Genomic DNA, 17,630 nt, shown 5'->3' with positions numbered 1-17,630 from the left:
AGGATCAAGGATTTGGCGGCAAGGGCGAAGGCAGGTGGGCGCGAGGGCGGATGCTGGAAAATGGGTGGGTGCGGTGGTATACTCCATCGCGAAACCAGAGGTTGGACCGATGAACAAGCGCGTTACCATCGAAATTCCGGATGACCTGTATCGGGTTATATCGCGGTACGGAGACCTTCATGGGCTAGATCCGGACGACTACGCGACCATGGCGCTGCAGCGACATCTGGAAGATCTCCAAGATATCGCTGCCGCAGAGGCGGCGATGAAGGGTATTCAGAGTGGTGAAGACCGCGTTGTGAGTTCGAAAGAATTCTGGCATGGCATGGACGATTGAATATCGCCAGCCTGTTCAGAAAGCACTGGAAAAACTTGACCCTGCCACTCGCAAGCGCATTCGAAAATTTCTCGAAGTGCGTGTGGCCGGGCTCGATGATCCCAGACAAGTCGCCGATCGCCTGCAGGGCTCTGAACTGGGTCAGTTCTGGCGTTACCGTGTTGGCGACTACCGGATCATCTGCGATATCCAGGACCGCAAACTCATCGTGCTCGTCGTCGAGATCGGCCATCGCAGCTCTGTCTATCGGTAAGACATGATCCTTGAAGCCCTCAATTTTGCCGCGACGTGGCCGCTGACCTCCGCCACGCATAGGCCCTTCATCCGTTCCTCCGTCAATCTCTGGGCCCGTGCCAATCGCTGCGCTTCGGCATGGGACGACCATGAGCGGCGGACGAAGGCGGCCATTGTCACGGCGGCTGAAGGATGCCGGCAGCGGCGGACGGTGGTCGTGCTAGGATCGGGGCTGCTGCGGGACGTGCCGGTGATCGAGCTGTCGCGGCTTTTCGACACCGTCGTTCTGGTCGATCTTGTGCATCTTGCCAGCGTGCGGGGCTGGCTGGCGGTCAAGCGGCTGAAGAATGTGCGGCTGATCGAGCGGGATCTTTCGGGGCTGGATGCGCTGCTCGCCGGCGAGCCTTTGGAGCCGCTCGCGTTTCTCCGACAGGTGCCCTATCTCGATTTCGTTGTTTCGGCCAATCTGCTCTCGCAGATCGGCATCGGCGTGGCGCGGCGCCTCGGTGGGCAGCCGGCCGAAGACGACAGGATGCGCCAGGTGATCGCGGCGCATGTTGAGGGGCTGGCGCAGCTGCCGGCGAAGACCTGCCTCGTCACCGATGTCAGCTATGCGGTCATTGACCGAAACGGCCTCAAGCACGAGAGTCAAGACCTTCTGCATGGCGTCGATCTCGGCACTTCTTCGACTGATTGGGATTGGCCGGTGATCCCCTTCGGTGAAGAGAGCCCGGACTATCGGATCGTGCATCGCGTCACCGTACGATGACCAGGTCTCAAGCGGCCTTGCTTTCGTCCCGATCGAAGCCCATCCTCCATCCATGAGATCACTCGCCCGCCTCCTGCTGCTCATTGCTGCCCTTGCCTATGGCGCCATGCCCATAACCGGAATGTCGGCCATGGCGATGCCTGCGGCGCATGCGATGGATGCTGGCGGCGATCTTAGCGAGCCGGTCGCTGCCTCACCAACGATGGTAGATGTCGATTGTCCGCATGCGGCTACGGGACTTTCCATTGCGGATGCTGCTGATCGCGATCTTGATCATTCGTCCAAGCCGATGAAGACGGTCTGGCACTGCGCGGCGTGTCTGACGCTGCCCGCCGAGACCGTGCTTGCCGATAGCGGCAAGCCGGCGCGCGCTGCAGAAGCGTCAGCGCTTCTCTCAAGGCTCGTGTCTCAGCTGAGTGCACCTGCCACACCCCCTCCCCGCTCCTGATCCGATGATACCGCGCGGCCCTTGGCTGCGCTCGTTTTACCATCGATCAGCACAGGAGATTTCAATGCTGAAGACCCTTTTCGTTGCGGCGTCGCTGACGTCGGCGCTCTCCCTCTCGTCCGTCGCTCTCGCCCAGGATCACGGCGCCCATGGCGGGCATCAAGGGCATTCCATGGGCGCCGAGAGCCCGTCGTCCAAGGCCTTTGCCGAGGCCAACGCGAAGATGCATCAGGACATGGCCGTGCCGCTCACCGGCGATGCGGACGTCGACTTCGTTCGGGGCATGATCCCGCATCATCAGGGCGCGATCGACATGGCCAAGATCGTGCTCGAGCACGGCAAGGATCCCGAGATCCGCCAGCTGGCGGAAGAGGTGATCGCGGCCCAGGAAGGCGAGATCGCCATGATGAAGGAATGGCTTGCCAAGAACGGGCAATAAGCTCCGCCAGATCCGAAAACCGCAATGGCGCCTTCGGGCGCCATTGCTTTGCCCGAGAGAGGGATTAGTCTCACGCTCCCTGATCGATAAGGAGGCGTCATGTCCAACCGCCCTGTCTCCGTGATCGGCTTCGATGCCGACGACACGCTCTGGCAGAACGAGCAGTATTACAAGCTGACCGAAGGCCATTTCCGCAGCCTGCTGGCCGATTATGCCGAAGGTGAGCATGTGTCCGAACGCCTGCTGGAGGCGGAAAAGCGCAATCTCGCCCATTATGGTTTCGGCATCAAAGGTTTCACGCTCTCGATGATCGAGACGGCGCTGGAGATCACCGAGGGCCGTGCGCCCTCCTCCGTGATCAGCGAAATTCTGGCGATCGGACGCGATCTCTTGAGCCATCCTGTCGAATGCCTGCCGCATGCCCGCGATGCGCTGGAGGCTTTGGCCGGCAAATACTTCCTCGTGCTGATCACAAAAGGCGATCTCTTCGACCAGGAACGGAAGCTGGCGCAATCCGGCCTCGGCGATTATTTCGATGCGGTCGAGATCGTTTCGGACAAGACGGCCACCACCTATCGGCGGATCTTCGGCAAACATGGCGAGGGACCGGAGCGCGCGATGATGATCGGCAATTCGCTGAAGTCGGATGTCGTGCCTGCGATTGCGACCGGGGCCTGGGGCGTGTTCGTGCCGCATGAACTGACATGGGTGCTGGAGCATGTCGAAAAACCCGAGGAGGCGCCGCGCTTCCGTGAGATCCCCGATCTCGGGCATGTGCCGGAGCTCGTCGCCAATCTCGGGAGCTGAGCGGTGACGCGCCATTTCGACGAGATCTATGCGCTTGCCGTCGCCCGAAAGGGAGAGGCCGGCGTGTTGGAAAGCCTGCAGCATCCGAAGTCGCAGGCCGAGATCGCCGCATTGCCCGACGATCGCTTCCTCGCGCTGATGACCAGATGCATCTTCCAGTCCGGCTTCAACTGGAAGGTCGTCGACGCCATGTGGCCCGGCTTCGAAGCGGCTTTCGAAGGCTTCGACATCGGGCACTGCGCCATGCTGCATGACGAGGATTTTGCAAGGCTCGTCTCGGATACACGCATTGTGCGGCACGGGCCGAAGATCCGGGCGGTGCAGGAAAATGCCGTGTTTCTCTCCGGGATCGCCCGCGATCATGGCTCGGCCGGCGCCTTCTTCGCCGGTTGGCCGACCGAGAATTATGTCGGACTGCTCGAGTTGTTGCAGAAGAAGGGCTCCCGGCTTGGCGGTAATACGGGCCAGTATTTCCTGCGTTTTGCCGGGATCGACAGCTTCATCCTGTCGCAGAGCGTGGTGAACCGGCTGATCGCCGAGGGCGTGGTCACCAAGGCGCCAACCTCGGCGAAGGACAAGACCGACGTGCAGGCCGCGTTCAACACCTGGCGGGTGCAGTCCGGCCGGTCGCTCACCGAAATCAGCCGCATTGTCGCCGTCAGCATCGACTGACGGTCAGGGGCGGACCAGTCGGTTGCGCAGTTCTTCGGTCGGCGCGCGTCGGCAGCATCCCTCGATATGGTCATTGACCAGACCCATGGCCTGCATGAAGGCATAGACCGTGGTCGGGCCGACGAAGGTCCAGCCGCGCTTCTTCAGATCCTTCGACAGGCGGATTGAGGTGGGCGAGGTGGGATTGGCCCTGAGGGTGGCATAGTCCATGCGGGCGGGGCGCTCGGAAGCGTCAGGTTCGTAACTCCAGAAGTAACGAGAGAGCGAGCCGAACTCGCCCTGCAGGTCGATCGCGCGGCGGGCGTTGTTGATGGTTGAGACGATCTTGCCACGGTGGCGGATGATGCCGGCGTCCGCCAAGCAGCGGGCAATGTCGTCATCACCGAAGCGGGCGACCTGAGGGAAGTCGAAGCCCGCGAAGGCTGAGCGAAAATTCTCGCGCTTTCTCAGGATCGTCAGCCAGGAGAGGCCGGACTGGAAACCTTCGAGGCAGATCTTCTCGAAGAGCCTGACATCCTCGGTGACCGGGCGACCCCACTCCTCATCATGATAACGGCGATAGTCTTCGAGACCGCTATGCCAGAAGCAGCGGTCGAGACCGTCCTCTCCCCGGATGAGGCCTTCGGCGATCATGTCCATGCGATTCTCCCCCGATGCTGAGAAGCGTTTACCATTTGTTCACGACTTTTCCAAACCGGCTGCTAACCCTTCCGAAAGCTTTACCGGCTCGATCGCATTTTCATGAATGCCTCTTTACCAATTGGCGGCCTCCGCTCTGGCACGATCGGCTGGAATTGGCGGCATGTCTTGCCGCCGCATCCGGTCCCTAGTTCGCGAGTTGTCCGATGTCGAAGACTTCCCTGTTTCTGGCCATGCTGACCAGCCTGTCGATTGCCCTGCCCGTTCAAGCCAGTGATCGCTATCGGAGCCGTCCGCCTGTGATGGTCAGCCCCGACCTGCAGGCGTCCTGGGTGTTGCAGCTGGGTGGCGTGCCCGCGCAGACGCGCAGTTCGGTGACGCCGCAGCGCCAACGTCAGGTCGTTCCGGCAGGTCGTCAGCGGGTCGTCGTTCAGCCGCAGCAGGTGCTTCGCCAGCAGCCGGTGCAGCAGCAGCGGCGTCTCGTGCAGCAGCGGCGCGTGCTTTTCCCGCTGCAGCAGCCGGCAGAGCAACAGGTCGCCATGCGGCCGGACAAGCCGGTGCGTACGCAGATCGAGCCCAGGTTCCTGCCGCAGATGGTCGAGTACCAGACCAAGCACAAGCCGGGCACGATCGTCATCGATACGCGCGAGCGCTTCCTCTATCTCGTCATGGCCGACGGCATGGCAAAGCGCTACGGTGTCGGCGTCGGCAAGCCGGGCTTCGAATGGGCCGGCACGCACAAGGTGACGTCCAAGCGCGAATGGCCGGATTGGCGCCCGCCGCAGGAGATGATCGCCCGCGAGGCGGCCAAGGGCCACTTCCTGCCCGCACATATGCCCGGCGGCCCGGAAAATCCCCTCGGCGCGCGCGCGCTTTATCTCGGTTCGACGCTTTACCGCATCCACGGAACGAATGCGCCGTGGTCGATCGGCAATGGTGTGTCCTCCGGCTGCATTCGCATGCGCAATGAGGACGTGACCGATCTCTATGAGCGCGTGAAGGTCGGCACCAAGGTCATTGTGATCTGAGACACAGGGAATATCACAATCGATCGATTAGCGCTTGCTTTGAGAGGGGAAGCGGCTAGGCTCTAAGCCCTGCAAATCAGGGGGATTGCCTATGTTCAACACGACTTTCCGCAAGGCGGCGGTGGCGGTGATCGCGCTCACCATCGCCTTGCCGGCGCCCGCCAGCGCCATCAGCCTCAATCGCATCCAGACGACGAGCGATGTCACGCTCGTTGCGCAGCAGCGCAAGGAAGTGCCGGAGAAGTTCAAGCGCAAGGTCGTGCGCCTGACGACGGACGAGAAGCCCGGCACGATCATCATCGATACGAACAACAAGTTCCTTTACTATGTCGAGGGCAAGAACCGCGCGACCCGCTACGGCGTCGGCGTGGGTCGTGAAGGCTTCGGCTGGTCGGGCGTGGTGAAGATCGGCCGCAAGGCGGAATGGCCGGAATGGCGTCCGCCGGCTGAGATGCGCCGCCGCGAAGCCGCCAAGGGCCATATCCTGCCGGTCATGCAGGAAGGCGGACCGGACAATCCACTCGGTGCGCGCGCCATGTATCTCTACAAGGGCGGCCGCGACACGATCTTCCGCATCCACGGCACCAACCAGCCCTGGACGATCGGCCTGAACATGTCGTCGGGCTGCATCCGGATGATGAACAAGGATGTCGAGCATCTCTACGAGCGCGCCGCGATTGGCAGCAAGGTCATCGTCATCGGCCCCGGCAACCGCCAGGGTGACGTCTCCTTCGACGACAAGGGCGTCGACATTCTGCGCACGATCTTCGGCGGCTGAGCCGGATCCCGAATCTTGACGTCAACGGCCGTGCTCCGACGAATGCGGCCGTTTTCCGTTTCGAGGCTGGTCGTCAGCGTTTCACGTCACAGAAGATGTCGCCCTTGTGGGCGATGACCGTCTCGGCGCTGGCGCTGCCGCCCGCCGCCAGCTTCTCCACCTTCAGATCATAACGACCCTTGAAGCGCATGGCGGTATCGGAGTTGCGATCGGTCAGCATCGACATTGTGACGCGGTAGAGCGGCTTGCCTTCGGGAGCGAAGGCATGAATGCTGAAGCGAAGGTCACGATCATCGATCCAGTATTGGCGCAGCATATCGGATCGGATCTGGAAGCGGCGAAAGCCTGTTGGTGCAGCCTTGTCCTTGACTCCGGCCATGCCGCGGAAATGCACCAGCTTTTCCTGATCCTTGCTGCTGAAGCCGCTTTCCAGCGACATATCTATGACACTGTCGGAAGTGGCGCAGTAAATCCGCTCGATCGCTGCCGCCGGGGTCACGGTCGGACACAGCAACAGCAATGCGATAACAATCGTCTTTCTCGCCATTATGGCCTCTCCCGGGCTGCTCCATCCCGGGACAATCATTACAGCTATCGCTTAACAATTCGCTCAAACCGCCGTGCGGCGATCCAGCGCTTTCGGACGAGGACCGCCATAGGCCCAGTTCAGAAGCTCGACCGTATGCACGACGGGAACGCCAGTCGCCGAACCGATCTGGGTCATGCAGCCGATATTGCCGGCAGAGATGATGTCGGGTTTCGTCGACTCGATGTTCTTGACCTTGCGGGCCTTCAGCTTGGCTGAAATCTCCGGCTGCATGATGTTGTAGGTGCCGGCGGAGCCGCAGCAGAGATGGCCTTCCGGCGGGTCCTTGACCGTGAAACCCGCTGATTTCAGCAGAAGTTTCGGCGCCATGGTCACCTTCTGGCCGTGCTGCAGGGAGCAGGCGGAGTGATAGGCGACCGTCAGCCCCTTGGTCTCCGCGATCGGCAGATCGAGGGTGGAAAGATATTCGGTGACGTCCTTCGCGAGCGACGAGACCCGAGCCGCTTTTTCAGCATAGGCCGGATCGAGGCGCAGCATGTGGCCATAGTCCTTGATCGTCGTGCCGCAGCCCGAGGTCGTGACGATGATCGCGTCGAGACCGCCCGCTTCGATGGCGCGGGTCCAGACATCGACATTGCGGCGCGCGCTGTCGAGTGCCTGTTCCTCACGGCCCATATGGTGGACGAGTGCGCCACAGCAGCCCTCGCCCTGGGGTACGATAACTTCGACACCGAGGCGGGTCAGCAGCGAGATGGCCGCTTCGTTGATGCCAGGATCGAGGACCGGCTGGGCACAGCCGGTGAGGATCGCGACGCGGCCACGACGGGCGGCAGAGGCCGCATGAATGGCGGGCCTGGCGAAGTCGGAGGGTGGCGCGACCTTGGAAGGCGCGAGCCGCAGCATGGCGGCCATCGGCTTGAGCGATTTCACCTGGTCGAAGATGCCGGCAAAGGGGCGGCCGAGGGCGGCGAGCTTAAGCGCCAGGCGGAAGCGGCCCGGATAGGGCAGAACCATGGCCAGCATGTTGCGGGTCAGCCGGTTCATCAGCGGGCGGCGATAGGTCTTTTCGATGTGGATGCGGGCGTGATCGACCAGATGCATGTAATCGACGCCGGAGGGACAGGTCGTGGTGCAGGCAAGGCAGGAGAGACAGCGGTCGATGTGGGTGACGATCTGCTCGTCCGCCGGACGGCCGTTTTCCAGCATGTCCTTGATCAGGTAGATGCGACCGCGAGGGCTGTCGAGCTCGTTGCCGAGAGTCACATAGGTCGGACAGGTGGCGGTGCAGAAGCCGCAATGCACGCATTTGCGCAGGATGCTTTCGGCTTCCGCGACATGCGGATCGGCGAGCTGCTCGGCGGTGAAATTGGTCTGCACGCTGATCCTCCCAGGGAGCGGCCGGCGGGGCCGCCCCGTTCATTCGTTTTCAGATCCACCAGCTGGCGGGATTGGCGATCGGTTCGCCGGCCGAGGCCTTTTGCAGGCCGATGACGCAGCGGACGACGATCCAGATGGCGACGCCGAAGATCAGGATGGCGCCGATGGCCACAAGCATCAGGATGCTCGAAATCAGCGCATAGAGCAGGCCGATCCAGAAGGTCCTGATCGCATAGGTGTAGTGCGTATCGAGCCAAGGCTCGCCCTTGCCGCGGTTCACATAGGCCATGATCAAACCGATGATACCGGTAATGCCGACAACGAAGCTGACAAGATAGAGGCAGTAGACCAGCTGCACATTGAGGCGGCCGGGCGAAAACCAGCCTTCGCCGGAGGTCACAGGGGGACGGTAATTCGGATCAGCCATCAGAAAACTCCTTCATGCCATGAGGCCGGGATTGAAAATCCCGTGAGGATCGAGTTTTGACCTGACCCGGCCGGATAGCAAGGCGACGGCCGGCGTTTGCGGCTCGAAGGCGGCGGTTTCGGCGCGGATCTGGGGGGCGGCTCGGAGCAGCGTGGCATGGCCGCCGCCCAAGGTTCGGATGCCGTGGCGCAAGACCTCGGCCTCAGGATCGGCCTCCATGCGCATCCAGACGAGACCGCCCTGCCAGTCGTAATAGGCGTCGATGCCGGCGCGCATCCGAAGACCCGCCACCAGCTTCCAAGCTTGCGACGGCGCCATGGACAGGCGCCAGAGCGGACGGGCCTTGCCATCGGCATAGGGCATGACATCGCGGATTTCGGCCCAGAGCGTTTTCGTCTCGTCTGCGTCGATACGACTGACCGGGCCGAAGCTTGCCATGGCCGCCATCAGCTTTTCGGCCCGCACGGCCACCGAGGCTTCGAGGCCTTCCAGGCGCATGACGGTGGCCGCACCCTCGGGAAGCTTTCCGCTGATGAAACGGCCGCGCACGCTTTCCGGAAGATGGGCCGCACCGGAGACTTCGACGGAGAGCGACAGGGCAGCGGCGAGCGCCTTCATCGCCTGCTCGTCTTCCAGGCCTGACAGGACGATCGTGGTCGCAGTCTTCGGCACGGGCAGGACCTTGAAGGTGACTTCCGTGAGAAAGCCGAGCGTACCGTGGGATCCGGCGAGCAGCTTGACGAGATCGAGGCCGGTGACGTTCTTCATCACCTTGCCACCGGCCTTGACGACGTCGCCGGCCCCGTTGACGAAGCGGACGCCGAGCAGATGGTCGCGGGCGGCACCTGCGGTAATGCGGCGCGGACCGGAGCTGTTGACGGCAAAGAGGCCGCCAATCGTGGGCGTGCCCGAGGTGCCCATGGCGCTACGATGATCCATGGGTTCGAAGGCCATGCCTTGCCCGTTTTCGGCCAGGGCTGCCTCGACCTCCGCAACGGGCGTGCCGGCGCGGGCGGTGATGACCATTTCGGCGGGGTTGTATTCGACGATGCCCGTGAGGGCGGCTGAGGATAGGGTGGCCTCAGCGGCGACGGAATTGCCAAAGCCCGCACGCGTGCCGCCGCCGCAGATCTTGAGCGGGATCTTGCGGGCGGCGTGACCGCGGATGATCACGGCGGCCTCAGTTTCGGTGGCGGGGGTCAGCATGGGGTGGCTTTCGCGGTTACGCCGGCTTGCGGATGACTTAGCGCAAGCTCGCCCCCCTCTGCCCTGCCGGGCATCTCCCCCACGAGGGGGGAGAGTGGATGGGGCTGCCGCTCGGCCTTTCGGGGCAGAAAGAACACATGCGCTGAAACGCGCGTGCTCTCACAGTGCGAATGTTTCCCGAGCGCAGGGCGCTGGCGGGTTCCCACTCTCCCCCCTTGTGGGGGAGATGTCCGGCAGGACAGAGGGGGGTAAACCACAGAGAAAACCGACACGGCCATCATCCCCTCCCCTCCAGCGGAAAGACCTTCGATGGATTGAGGATCCAGTCCGCATCGAATGCGGAGCGCACGGCCATCTGCTGGTCGAGATCGACCTTCGTGAACTGGTGCAGCATCAGATCGCGTTTCTCGATACCCACTCCATGTTCGCCGGTGAGGCAACCGCCTGCGTCGACGCAGAGTTTGAGGATCTCCATGCCGGCCGCTTCCGCCTTCGCTGCGTCATCAGGGTCGTTGATGTTGTAGAGGATCAGCGGGTGCATATTGCCGTCGCCGGCATGGAAGACATTCGCGACGCGCAACCCGTAGCGGTCGATGATCTCGGAGGTCTTGCGCAAGACGTTGGCGAGCTGGCTGAGCGGCACGGTGCCGTCCATGCAGATGTAGTCGGCGATGCGGCCGGTGGCGCCGAAGGCGGATTTACGCCCTTTCCAGATGAGCGCCGCCTCGTTGGCCGACTGGCTTTCGCGCACCGTCTTCACGCCATGGCGCTTGGCGATCTCGACGATGGCGGCGAGCATCGCCTCCATCTCGGCCTCGGAGCCCTCGACCTCGACGATCAGCAGAGCCTCAACGTCGAGCGGATAGCCGGCCTTGGCGAAGGCCTCGCAGATCTCGATCGCCGGCTTGTCCATGAATTCGATGGCGACCGGAATGATGCCGGCGCCGATGACATCGACCACGCAGGAGCCGGCAGCTTCCGCGCTATCGAAGCCGAAGAGCACGGGGCGCGCACCTTCGGGCTTGGCGAGCAGGCGAACGGTCGCTTCGGTGACGATGCCGAGCTGACCCTCCGAGCCGCAGACGAGGCCGAGCAGGTCATACCCCTCGGCGTCTAGATGCTTGCCGCCGAGATCGATAATCGTGCCATCGACGAGGACCATCTTGACCCCAAGGAGGTTGTTGGTGGTGACGCCGTATTTCAGACAGTGGGCGCCGCCGGAATTCATGGCGATGTTGCCGCCAATCGTGCAGGCGAGCTGAGAGCTGGGGTCCGGAGCGTAGAAATAGCCGTCGGCGCCGACCGCATCGGAGATGGCCAGGTTGGTGACGCCGGCCTGAACGGTTGCGCAACGGTTGGCGTAGTCGACCTCAAGGATCCGGGTCATGGCGGAGAGGCCGAGCACGACGGCATCTTCCTGTGGGATCGCACCACCCGAGAGCGAGGTGCCGGCGCCACGGGGCACGACGGGGATGCCGTAGCGATGACAGTATTTCATGACGGCGGCCACCTGGGCTGTCGTCTCGGGCAGGACGACGGCGAGCGGGCGGCGGCGATAGGCGATGAAGCCATCGGTCTCGAATGGCACCAGCGCGTTCCGCTCCTCGACGAGGCGGCCTTGCGGCACCAGCTCCTTCAGGTCGGCGAGGATCTCGACGCGGCGCGACAGGACGTCGGGCCTCGGCGGCAGAAAGGCGATGGCTTCGCTCATGAAATGTCTCCCCTCTTTGCCCCGATCCTAGCTGCACAGCGCCCGCCGCTCAACTGGTCTATTTTTCTTACCACTAGGACTTTCGCAGGGCAAATGCTATGCACTTATGACCAAATCGGAAAAAGTGGCAGCCACTCATGACCAATCTCGGTGATCTCGAAGTCTTCGTCCGGGTGATCGCGGCCGGAAGCATGTCGACGGCGGCGCGTGATCTCGGGCTGTCCCCTGCCGTTGTTTCCAAGCGCATCAAGCGGCTGGAGGACAAGCTCGGCACGCGCCTCCTGCAGCGCACGACGCGGCAGATCTCGCTGACGGAAGCGGGCCAAGGATTTCACGAGCGGGTACTCACCGTGCTCGGTGGGCTGGAAGAGGCGGAGGCCTTTGCCTCGGGCCGCTCTTCGGAGGTCAACGGCACGTTGAAGATCTCGGCATCGACCTCCTTCGGCCGCATGCATGTCGCACCGCATCTCAAGCCCTTCATGGAGGCGCATCCGGATCTCGCGATCCATCTGGTGCTGTCGGATGAGTTTACCGACATCGTCGGCGGAGGCTTTGATCTCGCGATCCGTATTGCCGAACTCAATGATTCATCGCTGGTTGCTCGCAGGCTCGCACCGGTGCGCCGGGTGCTGTGTGCGGCACCAAGCTATCTTGCTGCACACGGGACGCCTGAAACCCTCGACGACTTGAAGAAGCATCGCTGCCTGCCGGCGCATAACCATGAATCCTGGCGGCTCGAAGGTCCGACCGGTCCGATCACGCTGCGCCCCGAGGGCATGCTGATCACCAACTCCAGCGAAGTGATCCGCGAAGCAGTCATCGCAGGTCTCGGAATTGCTCTGCGCTCCACCTGGGATGTCGGCGCCGAACTGAAGACCGGCAAGCTGGTGCAGGTGCTGCCGCGATATGAAAGCTCGCGCAACGTGGCGCTGTCTGCCGTCTATCCGAGCCGCCAGTTTTTGCCCGCGAAGGTACGGCTGTTCATCGATTATCTGGCGGAGTTGTATGGGCCGGTGCCCTATTGGGAGCGCTAGGGCTGTCCCGACAACCCACCCGGTACCGAACTCCAGAAACCATACTTCTTGGAATGATTGCGCCGCAGTTCCGCGAGGAAGGCGGCATGGGTCGTTAGACCGTGGCCTTCAGGCAGGTTCGGCATGAGGCGTGCGAGTTCACCGACGTAACGCCCGGCATGGGGATAGGCCATGCCGATGCCACGCCTCAGGATATCCTCGACCAGCACGCGGTAGAGCACGACGGCTGCCAGTGGCTCTTTCGCAGAAAGTGCTTCGGCGGCCGGAGTGAGGTCGTCGTAGTGGCGGCCTTCCCAATCGTGGTTGTGGCGCAGGACATGGGCGGCTGCGAGATCGAGGCGTGGCCAGGCGAGGAAGAAGTCGAGGGCGAGGTAGATGTCCTCGTGGTCTTTGGCCAAAGCCAGGGCCCGGTCGAGCTCGTCGAATTCGGCGAAGTCGTCGAGCTTCGACAGGTAGAGTTTCAGCACCGACGGATCGAGGGTTTCGCCGAATTCCCGCCAGCGCAGTTCCTGGGCGTCCTCGCGGCGCTTCAGCTTGTCGAGGATCTCGGCCTCGAGAAGGCGACGTTCATGGGCGCCGTAGTCTGGGCCGACGGAGGCGAGCACGCCGTTGACCGGGATCAAGCGCACGCCGCGCGGGCGCTCGCGGACCCATTCGAGTGCGTCCTCGAAGCGGCCCGCCCCGTGGAGCATGTCGGCCACCGCGAGCGTATCGCGCCGGTTGTCGGGCTTCTGGCGCTCCAGCCTCAGGAAGTCGTCGATATCGCCCTGGTGCAAAGCGAGCGACTGGAGAAGGTCCAGCGCGCCGAGCTTCAAGGGTTCGGAGGGCAGCACTTCGGCCAGGACGTTGCGCCATGCCTTCGCGGCCGGGCCTGAGACCACGCCGGTCAGCGCGCGCAGGAAACCGGTGTGTTCGCCGTAGCGATCCCGCAACCGCAAGCGTTCCAGATGCGGCACCAGCAGGACCTGCTCTTCGGCACCAACGGTCTTGATCAACTCGAGCGTGGCAAGTTCCGTATCCTCGAAGACCTTCCAGAGACGGGCATTGTCGGTTGCAAGCCGGGCGGAGACGGGAAAGCGCAGGCCGAGGAAACGCAGGATGCGCTCCGCTGCGGCCTGGGTATCCGCTGACCCGAGTTCCGAGAGAATGTTGCGCGCAAGGGCCGAAAATTCGCCGGCAAGATCACGGGCGCGGGCCCGGTTGATGCGTGTCGTCGCCTGGTCGATCGCGTCGAGGCGCTTGTCGATCAGCCGTGCCATCTCATCCGGCCCCGTTTCACCGGCGAGCGCCGTCTGCAATCTGGCCTTCAGCGCCTTGTTGGCCGCGGACTCCTCCAGGAGAATATCGACCAATTTCTCGAGCCCAAGGCCTGATAGCCCCTTCTTGTCGAGTTTCGCCTTGGTCTGTTTCGCCATTCTGCCTGTCATCCATTTCCGCGTGCCTTATATCGAACGGACGGCAAGGCTCGGCAAGAACAAAAGACGCGGCAGCGGCCCGCCGCATCAAGGTCCGGTTGAATTGGTACTGCTTTATGGTATCATTCCCCGATGAAGAAGAAGCATAGTGCCACGTTGGAGCAGCTCTTCGCCCGGCCAGTCAGCGGCACCATCCGATGGCAGGACATCGAGGCGCTTTTCATCGCGCTTGGAGCCGAAATCAGCGAGCGGGAAGGTTCTCGCATCGGGGTCTTTCTTTTCGGGCAGATCAGGGTCTTTCATCGGCCGCACCCGACGCCTGAAACGGACAAGGGTGCCGTGGCCAGCATCCGGAAGTGGCTGGAAGAAAATGGAATTTCGCAATGAACAATGTGATTGAAATCGACGGCCATAAGGCCGTTGTCTCGCTCGACCCGGATATCGGACTGCTGCGCGGCGAATTCCTCGGCCTCAATGGCGGAGCCGACTTCTACGGCGAGAGCATTGATGCCCTGCGCAAGGAAGGCGCGACCTCCCTTGCCGTGTTTCTGGACATGTGCGCCGAGAAGGGTATCGCGCCCTACCGCGAGTTCTCAGGCAAGTTCAATCTGAGACTCGATCCGAAGCTGCACGAGGCAGCCGTGATTGCAGCACGCGCCGAAGACAAGAGTCTCAACGAATGGATCACGGACGTCATTGCGGAGGCGGCCGAGCGCTGATCAGCCCTCTCGTTCGTGGCTCCTGCGGATGCGTCTGACGATCCACCAGACGCCAAGCACGGAGAGCGGCACCGAGATGCCGGTGATGATAGCCGTGTCGAAGGGCAGGAGATCGTGCGGGATCGCCTTGGCGGCGTAACCGACGAGACCGACGACATAATAGGAGATGGCGGCGACCGAGAGGCCTTCGACGGTCTGCTGCAGGCGCAACTGCATTTCGGCGCGGCTGTTCATGGCGGTCAAAAGGTCGGAATTCTGCCGTTCCAGTTCGACATCGATCCAGGAGCGGACGAGCGCTGTGGCACGCGACAGCTTGCGCGAGAGGTTGGCCTGACGTTCCTCGATCGACTGGCAGGTGCGCATGGCCGGCGCCAGCCGCCGCTCGAGGAAGGAGCCCAGCGTCTCGTGACCGGGCACCGGCGTTTCATCCAGCGTCTTGATGCGCTCGCGCACGATGCCGTCATAGGCGCGGCTTGCGCCGAACCGGTAGAGGCTGAGCGCGGCATTGGCTTCGAGTTCGGCGGCAAGGCGCGTGAGTTCCGAGAGCATCTCGTCGGATTCGTTGCGGGCATGGGCCTTCATGCGCTGCGTGACGGCGGTCAGACCATCCTCGATGCGGCGGATCTCCGGCGACAGCGTCTGGGCAAGCGGCAGGCCGAGCATGGCCATGGTACGGTAGGTTTCGATGTCGAGCAGGCGCTGGACCACGGCGCCGCGACCGGCTTCCGTCATACCTCTGTCAATGACGAGGACCTGGGTGAGGCCATGGCCATCCTGGCGGAAGTCGGTGAGCACGGCGGCCTGACCGTTCTTCAACTCGCTATAGCAGAGGCTGGCCGGATCGAAGGCGGCACGGGCATCGGCGATTTCGGAACCATCAGGGCGAAGTTCGAGGCGGATGCCCGAGATCAGCGGACCAGGCGCGATGAAGCCGTCGCCGAAGGGGTGGATCGGCACGTCACCACCGAAGCTTTCCGGCAGCGGGCCATCCCAGAACCAGGTGGAAAACTCGGTATGGCGTTCCCAGCGCAGCGTCCCCTGCCCCCAGGCGAGCGAATGATAGCGCCCATTTTTCTCAGGCGGAGCGACGCCGCGGGCGCGGGACAATTCAGAAATCGCCGCGTGGTGCACGGCCGAACCGCCATCCATCATGAAGGCGAGCTGAAAGATGACGCGCCCGGATTTGACCAGCGCATAAGGTCTGGCATGGATTTCTCCGAGCGCCAGCGCCCGCTCCGGCGCCATTGGAAATGCAAAATCACCCTTTGCCACGCTGACCGTCTCCCTTGCCCGTCTCTCAAGCTAGCAGTGCGCTTGTCTCCGCGCAAAGGTGCAAACGTCACAGGCCCGCTTTCGACAACTTGCCCACGCATCGACTGGACAAGAAAGTTGACCACTTGTCGTTTCGCTTGCTATGAAACGGCATTGGAGAGGGTGATGACCGAGAGCGACCAGACACTGTTTTCCGGCGTAAGCCACAGCCGCACCGCCGATGAGGTGGTGCAGCAGATCGAGCTGTTGATCCTCGACGGTGTGCTCCGGGATGGCGACCGGCTGCCAGGCGAGCGGGAACTGGCGCAGTCGCTGGAGGTGTCGCGGCCGATCCTGCGCGATGCGCTGAAGGAGCTGGAGACCCGGGGGCTGCTGATCAGCCATCATGGCGGCGGCACTTTCGTCGCCGATATCATCGGACAGGTGTTTTCAAAGCCGATCACCGACCTCATCTCCCGCCATGCCCGTGCCACACGCGATTATCTCGAATATCGCCGCGAACTCGAAGGCCTCACGGCGGAGCTTGCGGCGCAACGCGCGACGGACACCGACAAGGCGTTGTTGTCCCGGATCATCGAGGACATGCGGAACGCCCACGGGACCCAGGAGCCGGAAGACGAGCTCGCGGCCGACGTGGAATTCCACAATGCCGTCGGTGAGGCGGCGCACAACATCATCCTCCTGCACACCATGCGGGCCTGCTACCGGCTTTTGTCTGAGGGAATCTTCTTCAATCGCAAGGCCGTCTTCTCGCTGCCCAATGCGCGCGAACAGCTTCTGGACCAGCACGTGGCGATCCATGACGCGATCCTCGCCGGCGATCCGGAAGCGGCCAAGGCCGCAGCCCAGGCGCATATCGACTTCGTCATGCGTGCGGCCGACGAAAGCGCCCGCGCCGGCGAATGGGGTCGCGTCGCCAAGCTCAGACTGATCCGCCGTGATGGCGGACGCGGGAACCGCGCCACCGGCAATTCCAAGACGGAGACCAAAGCGTGAGCCAAGTCCAAACCCGGCCGAAGGTCGGCCTCTTTGCCACCTGTCTCGTTGACCTCTTCCGACCGAGCGTCGGTTTTTCCGCAGTTAAGCTGATCGAGGACGCCGGCTGCGACGTGCATGTGCCGATCGCCCAGACCTGCTGCGGCCAGCCGGCCTACAATTCCGGCGACACCAAGGATACGCGTGATCTGGCAAAGCAGGTGATCGAGCAATTCGAGGGCTTCGACTATGTCGTTGCTCCCTCCGGGTCCTGCGGGGCCATGCTGAAGATGCATTATCCCGAACTCTTCAAGGGCGACGCGCTCTGGGAGGAGCGCTGTCGGCGCTTCTCGGACAAGGTGTTCGAGCTCGTTTCCTTTCTCACCGATGTCAGAGGAATGACCGAAGTCGAGGTCCGGCTCGACAGAACCGTGACCTATCACGACAGCTGTTCGGGCCTCAGGGAGCTCGGCATTTCGAAGCAACCGCGCGCGCTTCTTTCGAGCGTCGAGGGGCTGGAACTGAAGGAGATGGCAGGCTCTGACGTCTGCTGCGGTTTCGGCGGCACGTTCTGCGTCAAATATCCCGATATTTCCGGCAAGATCGTCTCGAAGAAGACGGCGATGATTTCAGAGACCGGCGCCGAGCTGCTGCTCGCCGGCGACATGGGCTGCCTGATGAACATGGCGGGCAAGCTGAAGCGCGAGGGCTCGACCATCGAAGTGCGCCATGTCGCGGAGGTCCTGGCCGGGATGACCGACAGTCGGCCGATTGCCGGCAGCGGCAAATAGACGAC

Annotated in this window: 22 protein-coding genes; 14 read left to right on the top strand and 8 right to left on the bottom strand. The window is 62.8% G+C overall.

Features of this window, described 5'->3' with window-relative positions:
- Positions 1 to 109 precede the first annotated feature (109 nt).
- The 7 genes from QWE_RS12950 (at position 110) to QWE_RS12920 (ending at position 3,706) form a co-directional block, all read left to right on the top strand.
- Positions 110 to 337: a hypothetical protein gene (locus QWE_RS12950; RefSeq protein WP_006726584.1), complete on the top strand. Its 228-nt coding sequence runs from the start codon at positions 110 to 112 to the stop codon at positions 335 to 337.
- The gene (locus QWE_RS12945) at positions 321 to 590 is read left to right on the top strand and encodes a type II toxin-antitoxin system RelE family toxin (RefSeq protein ID WP_006726583.1); all 270 of its coding nucleotides are present in this window, start codon (positions 321 to 323) and stop codon (positions 588 to 590) included. The genes QWE_RS12950 and QWE_RS12945 overlap by 17 nt, the downstream gene beginning before the upstream one ends.
- 3 nt (positions 591 to 593) lie before the next feature.
- Entirely contained in the window at positions 594 to 1,340 is a 747-nt protein-coding gene (locus tag QWE_RS12940; RefSeq protein ID WP_006726582.1) for a hypothetical protein, read from the top strand.
- A 52-nt stretch (positions 1,341 to 1,392) separates the two neighbouring features.
- The gene (locus tag QWE_RS12935; RefSeq protein ID WP_006726581.1) at positions 1,393 to 1,788 is read left to right on the top strand and encodes a hypothetical protein; all 396 of its coding nucleotides are present in this window, start codon (positions 1,393 to 1,395) and stop codon (positions 1,786 to 1,788) included.
- A 64-nt stretch (positions 1,789 to 1,852) separates the two neighbouring features.
- Complete coding sequence (gene copM / locus QWE_RS12930) at positions 1,853 to 2,227, top strand: CopM family metallochaperone (RefSeq protein ID WP_006726580.1); 375 nt, start codon at positions 1,853 to 1,855, stop codon at positions 2,225 to 2,227.
- Between the two features lie 99 nt (positions 2,228 to 2,326).
- Positions 2,327 to 3,034, top strand: coding sequence for an HAD family hydrolase (locus QWE_RS12925; RefSeq protein ID WP_006726579.1), 708 nt, complete (start codon positions 2,327 to 2,329; stop codon positions 3,032 to 3,034).
- 3 nt (positions 3,035 to 3,037) lie between these two features.
- On the top strand, positions 3,038 to 3,706 hold the full coding sequence (locus QWE_RS12920) for a DNA-3-methyladenine glycosylase I (protein ID WP_006726578.1): 669 nt from the start codon (positions 3,038 to 3,040) through the stop codon (positions 3,704 to 3,706).
- Positions 3,707 to 3,709: 3 nt separating this feature from the next.
- Here QWE_RS12920 and QWE_RS12915 read toward each other — a convergent pair whose 3' ends face one another.
- Positions 3,710 to 4,339 carry a DNA-3-methyladenine glycosylase I gene (locus QWE_RS12915; protein ID WP_006726577.1) on the bottom strand — a complete coding sequence of 210 codons (630 nt, stop codon included), beginning with the start codon at positions 4,337 to 4,339 and terminating at the stop codon, positions 3,710 to 3,712.
- Between the two features lie 212 nt (positions 4,340 to 4,551).
- Here QWE_RS12915 and QWE_RS12910 point away from each other — a divergent pair, with 212 nt between their 5' ends.
- The gene (locus tag QWE_RS12910) at positions 4,552 to 5,373 is read left to right on the top strand and encodes a L,D-transpeptidase (protein ID WP_006726576.1); all 822 of its coding nucleotides are present in this window, start codon (positions 4,552 to 4,554) and stop codon (positions 5,371 to 5,373) included.
- Positions 5,374 to 5,464: 91 nt separating this feature from the next.
- A complete protein-coding gene (locus tag QWE_RS12905) occupies positions 5,465 to 6,151 on the top strand; it encodes a L,D-transpeptidase (protein WP_006726575.1) in 687 nt (228 codons plus the stop codon).
- A 73-nt stretch (positions 6,152 to 6,224) separates the two neighbouring features.
- Here the strand turns inward: QWE_RS12905 and QWE_RS24440 are convergent, their stop codons facing one another.
- The 5 genes from QWE_RS24440 to QWE_RS12880 form a co-directional block, all read right to left on the bottom strand.
- Entirely contained in the window at positions 6,225 to 6,698 is a 474-nt protein-coding gene (locus tag QWE_RS24440) for a hypothetical protein (RefSeq protein WP_006726574.1), read from the bottom strand.
- A 63-nt stretch (positions 6,699 to 6,761) separates the two neighbouring features.
- Positions 6,762 to 8,075: a glycolate oxidase subunit GlcF gene (gene glcF, locus QWE_RS12895; protein WP_006726573.1), complete on the bottom strand. Its 1,314-nt coding sequence runs from the start codon at positions 8,073 to 8,075 to the stop codon at positions 6,762 to 6,764.
- A 49-nt stretch (positions 8,076 to 8,124) separates the two neighbouring features.
- Positions 8,125 to 8,502, bottom strand: coding sequence for a DUF4870 family protein (locus QWE_RS12890; RefSeq protein ID WP_006726572.1), 378 nt, complete (start codon positions 8,500 to 8,502; stop codon positions 8,125 to 8,127).
- A 12-nt stretch (positions 8,503 to 8,514) separates the two neighbouring features.
- The gene (locus tag QWE_RS12885; RefSeq protein WP_006726571.1) at positions 8,515 to 9,708 is read right to left on the bottom strand and encodes an FAD-binding protein; all 1,194 of its coding nucleotides are present in this window, start codon (positions 9,706 to 9,708) and stop codon (positions 8,515 to 8,517) included.
- 277 nt (positions 9,709 to 9,985) lie between these two features.
- Complete coding sequence (locus QWE_RS12880; RefSeq protein WP_006726570.1) at positions 9,986 to 11,419, bottom strand: FAD-linked oxidase C-terminal domain-containing protein; 1,434 nt, start codon at positions 11,417 to 11,419, stop codon at positions 9,986 to 9,988.
- A gap of 137 nt (positions 11,420 to 11,556) precedes the next feature.
- Here QWE_RS12880 and QWE_RS12875 point away from each other — a divergent pair, with 137 nt between their 5' ends.
- The gene (locus QWE_RS12875; protein ID WP_006726569.1) at positions 11,557 to 12,453 is read left to right on the top strand and encodes a LysR family transcriptional regulator; all 897 of its coding nucleotides are present in this window, start codon (positions 11,557 to 11,559) and stop codon (positions 12,451 to 12,453) included.
- Here QWE_RS12875 and QWE_RS12870 read toward each other — a convergent pair.
- Positions 12,450 to 13,868 (bottom strand): DUF6880 family protein, encoded by a 1,419-nt coding sequence (locus QWE_RS12870; protein WP_006726568.1) that lies wholly within the window; start codon positions 13,866 to 13,868, stop codon positions 12,450 to 12,452. The two genes, QWE_RS12875 and QWE_RS12870, sit on opposite strands and share 4 nt — an antisense overlap.
- A gap of 132 nt (positions 13,869 to 14,000) precedes the next feature.
- On the opposite strand from QWE_RS12870, the gene QWE_RS12865 reads away from it, so the two are divergent.
- Positions 14,001 to 14,255, top strand: coding sequence for a type II toxin-antitoxin system HicA family toxin (locus tag QWE_RS12865; RefSeq protein ID WP_040300124.1), 255 nt, complete (start codon positions 14,001 to 14,003; stop codon positions 14,253 to 14,255).
- Entirely contained in the window at positions 14,252 to 14,587 is a 336-nt protein-coding gene (locus QWE_RS12860; protein WP_006726566.1) for a type II toxin-antitoxin system HicB family antitoxin, read from the top strand. The genes QWE_RS12865 and QWE_RS12860 overlap by 4 nt, the downstream gene beginning before the upstream one ends.
- Here the strand turns inward: QWE_RS12860 and QWE_RS12855 are convergent, their stop codons facing one another.
- A complete protein-coding gene (locus QWE_RS12855) occupies positions 14,588 to 15,859 on the bottom strand; it encodes a DUF3422 family protein (protein WP_006726565.1) in 1,272 nt (423 codons plus the stop codon).
- 165 nt (positions 15,860 to 16,024) lie between these two features.
- Here QWE_RS12855 and QWE_RS12850 point away from each other — a divergent pair, with 165 nt between their 5' ends.
- Both QWE_RS12850 and QWE_RS12845 read left to right on the top strand, forming a co-directional pair.
- Positions 16,025 to 16,855 (top strand): FadR/GntR family transcriptional regulator, encoded by an 831-nt coding sequence (locus QWE_RS12850; protein ID WP_006726564.1) that lies wholly within the window; start codon positions 16,025 to 16,027, stop codon positions 16,853 to 16,855.
- Positions 16,852 to 17,625: a (Fe-S)-binding protein gene (locus QWE_RS12845; protein ID WP_006726563.1), complete on the top strand. Its 774-nt coding sequence runs from the start codon at positions 16,852 to 16,854 to the stop codon at positions 17,623 to 17,625. Before QWE_RS12850 ends, QWE_RS12845 begins: the two co-directional genes overlap by 4 nt.
- The last annotated feature ends 5 nt before the right edge of the window (positions 17,626 to 17,630 follow it).

This window comes from Agrobacterium albertimagni AOL15, assembly GCF_000300855.1.
GTDB classification, from domain to species: domain Bacteria; phylum Pseudomonadota; class Alphaproteobacteria; order Rhizobiales; family Rhizobiaceae; genus Allorhizobium; species Allorhizobium albertimagni.
Note: the sequence above shows the minus strand (reverse complement) of the source record. Positions and strands in the feature narration are given on the sequence as shown.

What these genes read in the sequence shown, in the direction of transcription:
- QWE_RS12950 (WP_006726584.1), top strand. Translation starts at nt 110, where the DNA reads ATGAACAAGCGCGTTACCATCGAAATTCCGGATGACCTGTATCGGGTT.
- QWE_RS12945 (WP_006726583.1), top strand. Translation starts at nt 321, where the DNA reads ATGGCATGGACGATTGAATATCGCCAGCCTGTTCAGAAAGCACTGGAA.
- QWE_RS12940 (WP_006726582.1), top strand. Translation starts at nt 594, where the DNA reads ATGATCCTTGAAGCCCTCAATTTTGCCGCGACGTGGCCGCTGACCTCC.
- QWE_RS12935 (WP_006726581.1), top strand. Translation starts at nt 1,393, where the DNA reads ATGAGATCACTCGCCCGCCTCCTGCTGCTCATTGCTGCCCTTGCCTAT.
- copM (WP_006726580.1), top strand. Translation starts at nt 1,853, where the DNA reads ATGCTGAAGACCCTTTTCGTTGCGGCGTCGCTGACGTCGGCGCTCTCC.
- QWE_RS12925 (WP_006726579.1), top strand. Translation starts at nt 2,327, where the DNA reads ATGTCCAACCGCCCTGTCTCCGTGATCGGCTTCGATGCCGACGACACG.
- QWE_RS12915 (WP_006726577.1), bottom strand. Translation starts at nt 4,339, where the DNA reads ATGATCGCCGAAGGCCTCATCCGGGGAGAGGACGGTCTCGACCGCTGC.
- QWE_RS12910 (WP_006726576.1), top strand. Translation starts at nt 4,552, where the DNA reads ATGTCGAAGACTTCCCTGTTTCTGGCCATGCTGACCAGCCTGTCGATT.
- QWE_RS12905 (WP_006726575.1), top strand. Translation starts at nt 5,465, where the DNA reads ATGTTCAACACGACTTTCCGCAAGGCGGCGGTGGCGGTGATCGCGCTC.
- QWE_RS24440 (WP_006726574.1), bottom strand. Translation starts at nt 6,698, where the DNA reads ATGGCGAGAAAGACGATTGTTATCGCATTGCTGTTGCTGTGTCCGACC.
- QWE_RS12890 (WP_006726572.1), bottom strand. Translation starts at nt 8,502, where the DNA reads ATGGCTGATCCGAATTACCGTCCCCCTGTGACCTCCGGCGAAGGCTGG.
- QWE_RS12885 (WP_006726571.1), bottom strand. Translation starts at nt 9,708, where the DNA reads ATGCTGACCCCCGCCACCGAAACTGAGGCCGCCGTGATCATCCGCGGT.
- QWE_RS12880 (WP_006726570.1), bottom strand. Translation starts at nt 11,419, where the DNA reads ATGAGCGAAGCCATCGCCTTTCTGCCGCCGAGGCCCGACGTCCTGTCG.
- QWE_RS12875 (WP_006726569.1), top strand. Translation starts at nt 11,557, where the DNA reads ATGACCAATCTCGGTGATCTCGAAGTCTTCGTCCGGGTGATCGCGGCC.
- QWE_RS12870 (WP_006726568.1), bottom strand. Translation starts at nt 13,868, where the DNA reads ATGGCGAAACAGACCAAGGCGAAACTCGACAAGAAGGGGCTATCAGGC.
- QWE_RS12865 (WP_040300124.1), top strand. Translation starts at nt 14,001, where the DNA reads ATGAAGAAGAAGCATAGTGCCACGTTGGAGCAGCTCTTCGCCCGGCCA.
- QWE_RS12860 (WP_006726566.1), top strand. Translation starts at nt 14,252, where the DNA reads ATGAACAATGTGATTGAAATCGACGGCCATAAGGCCGTTGTCTCGCTC.
- QWE_RS12850 (WP_006726564.1), top strand. Translation starts at nt 16,025, where the DNA reads ATGACCGAGAGCGACCAGACACTGTTTTCCGGCGTAAGCCACAGCCGC.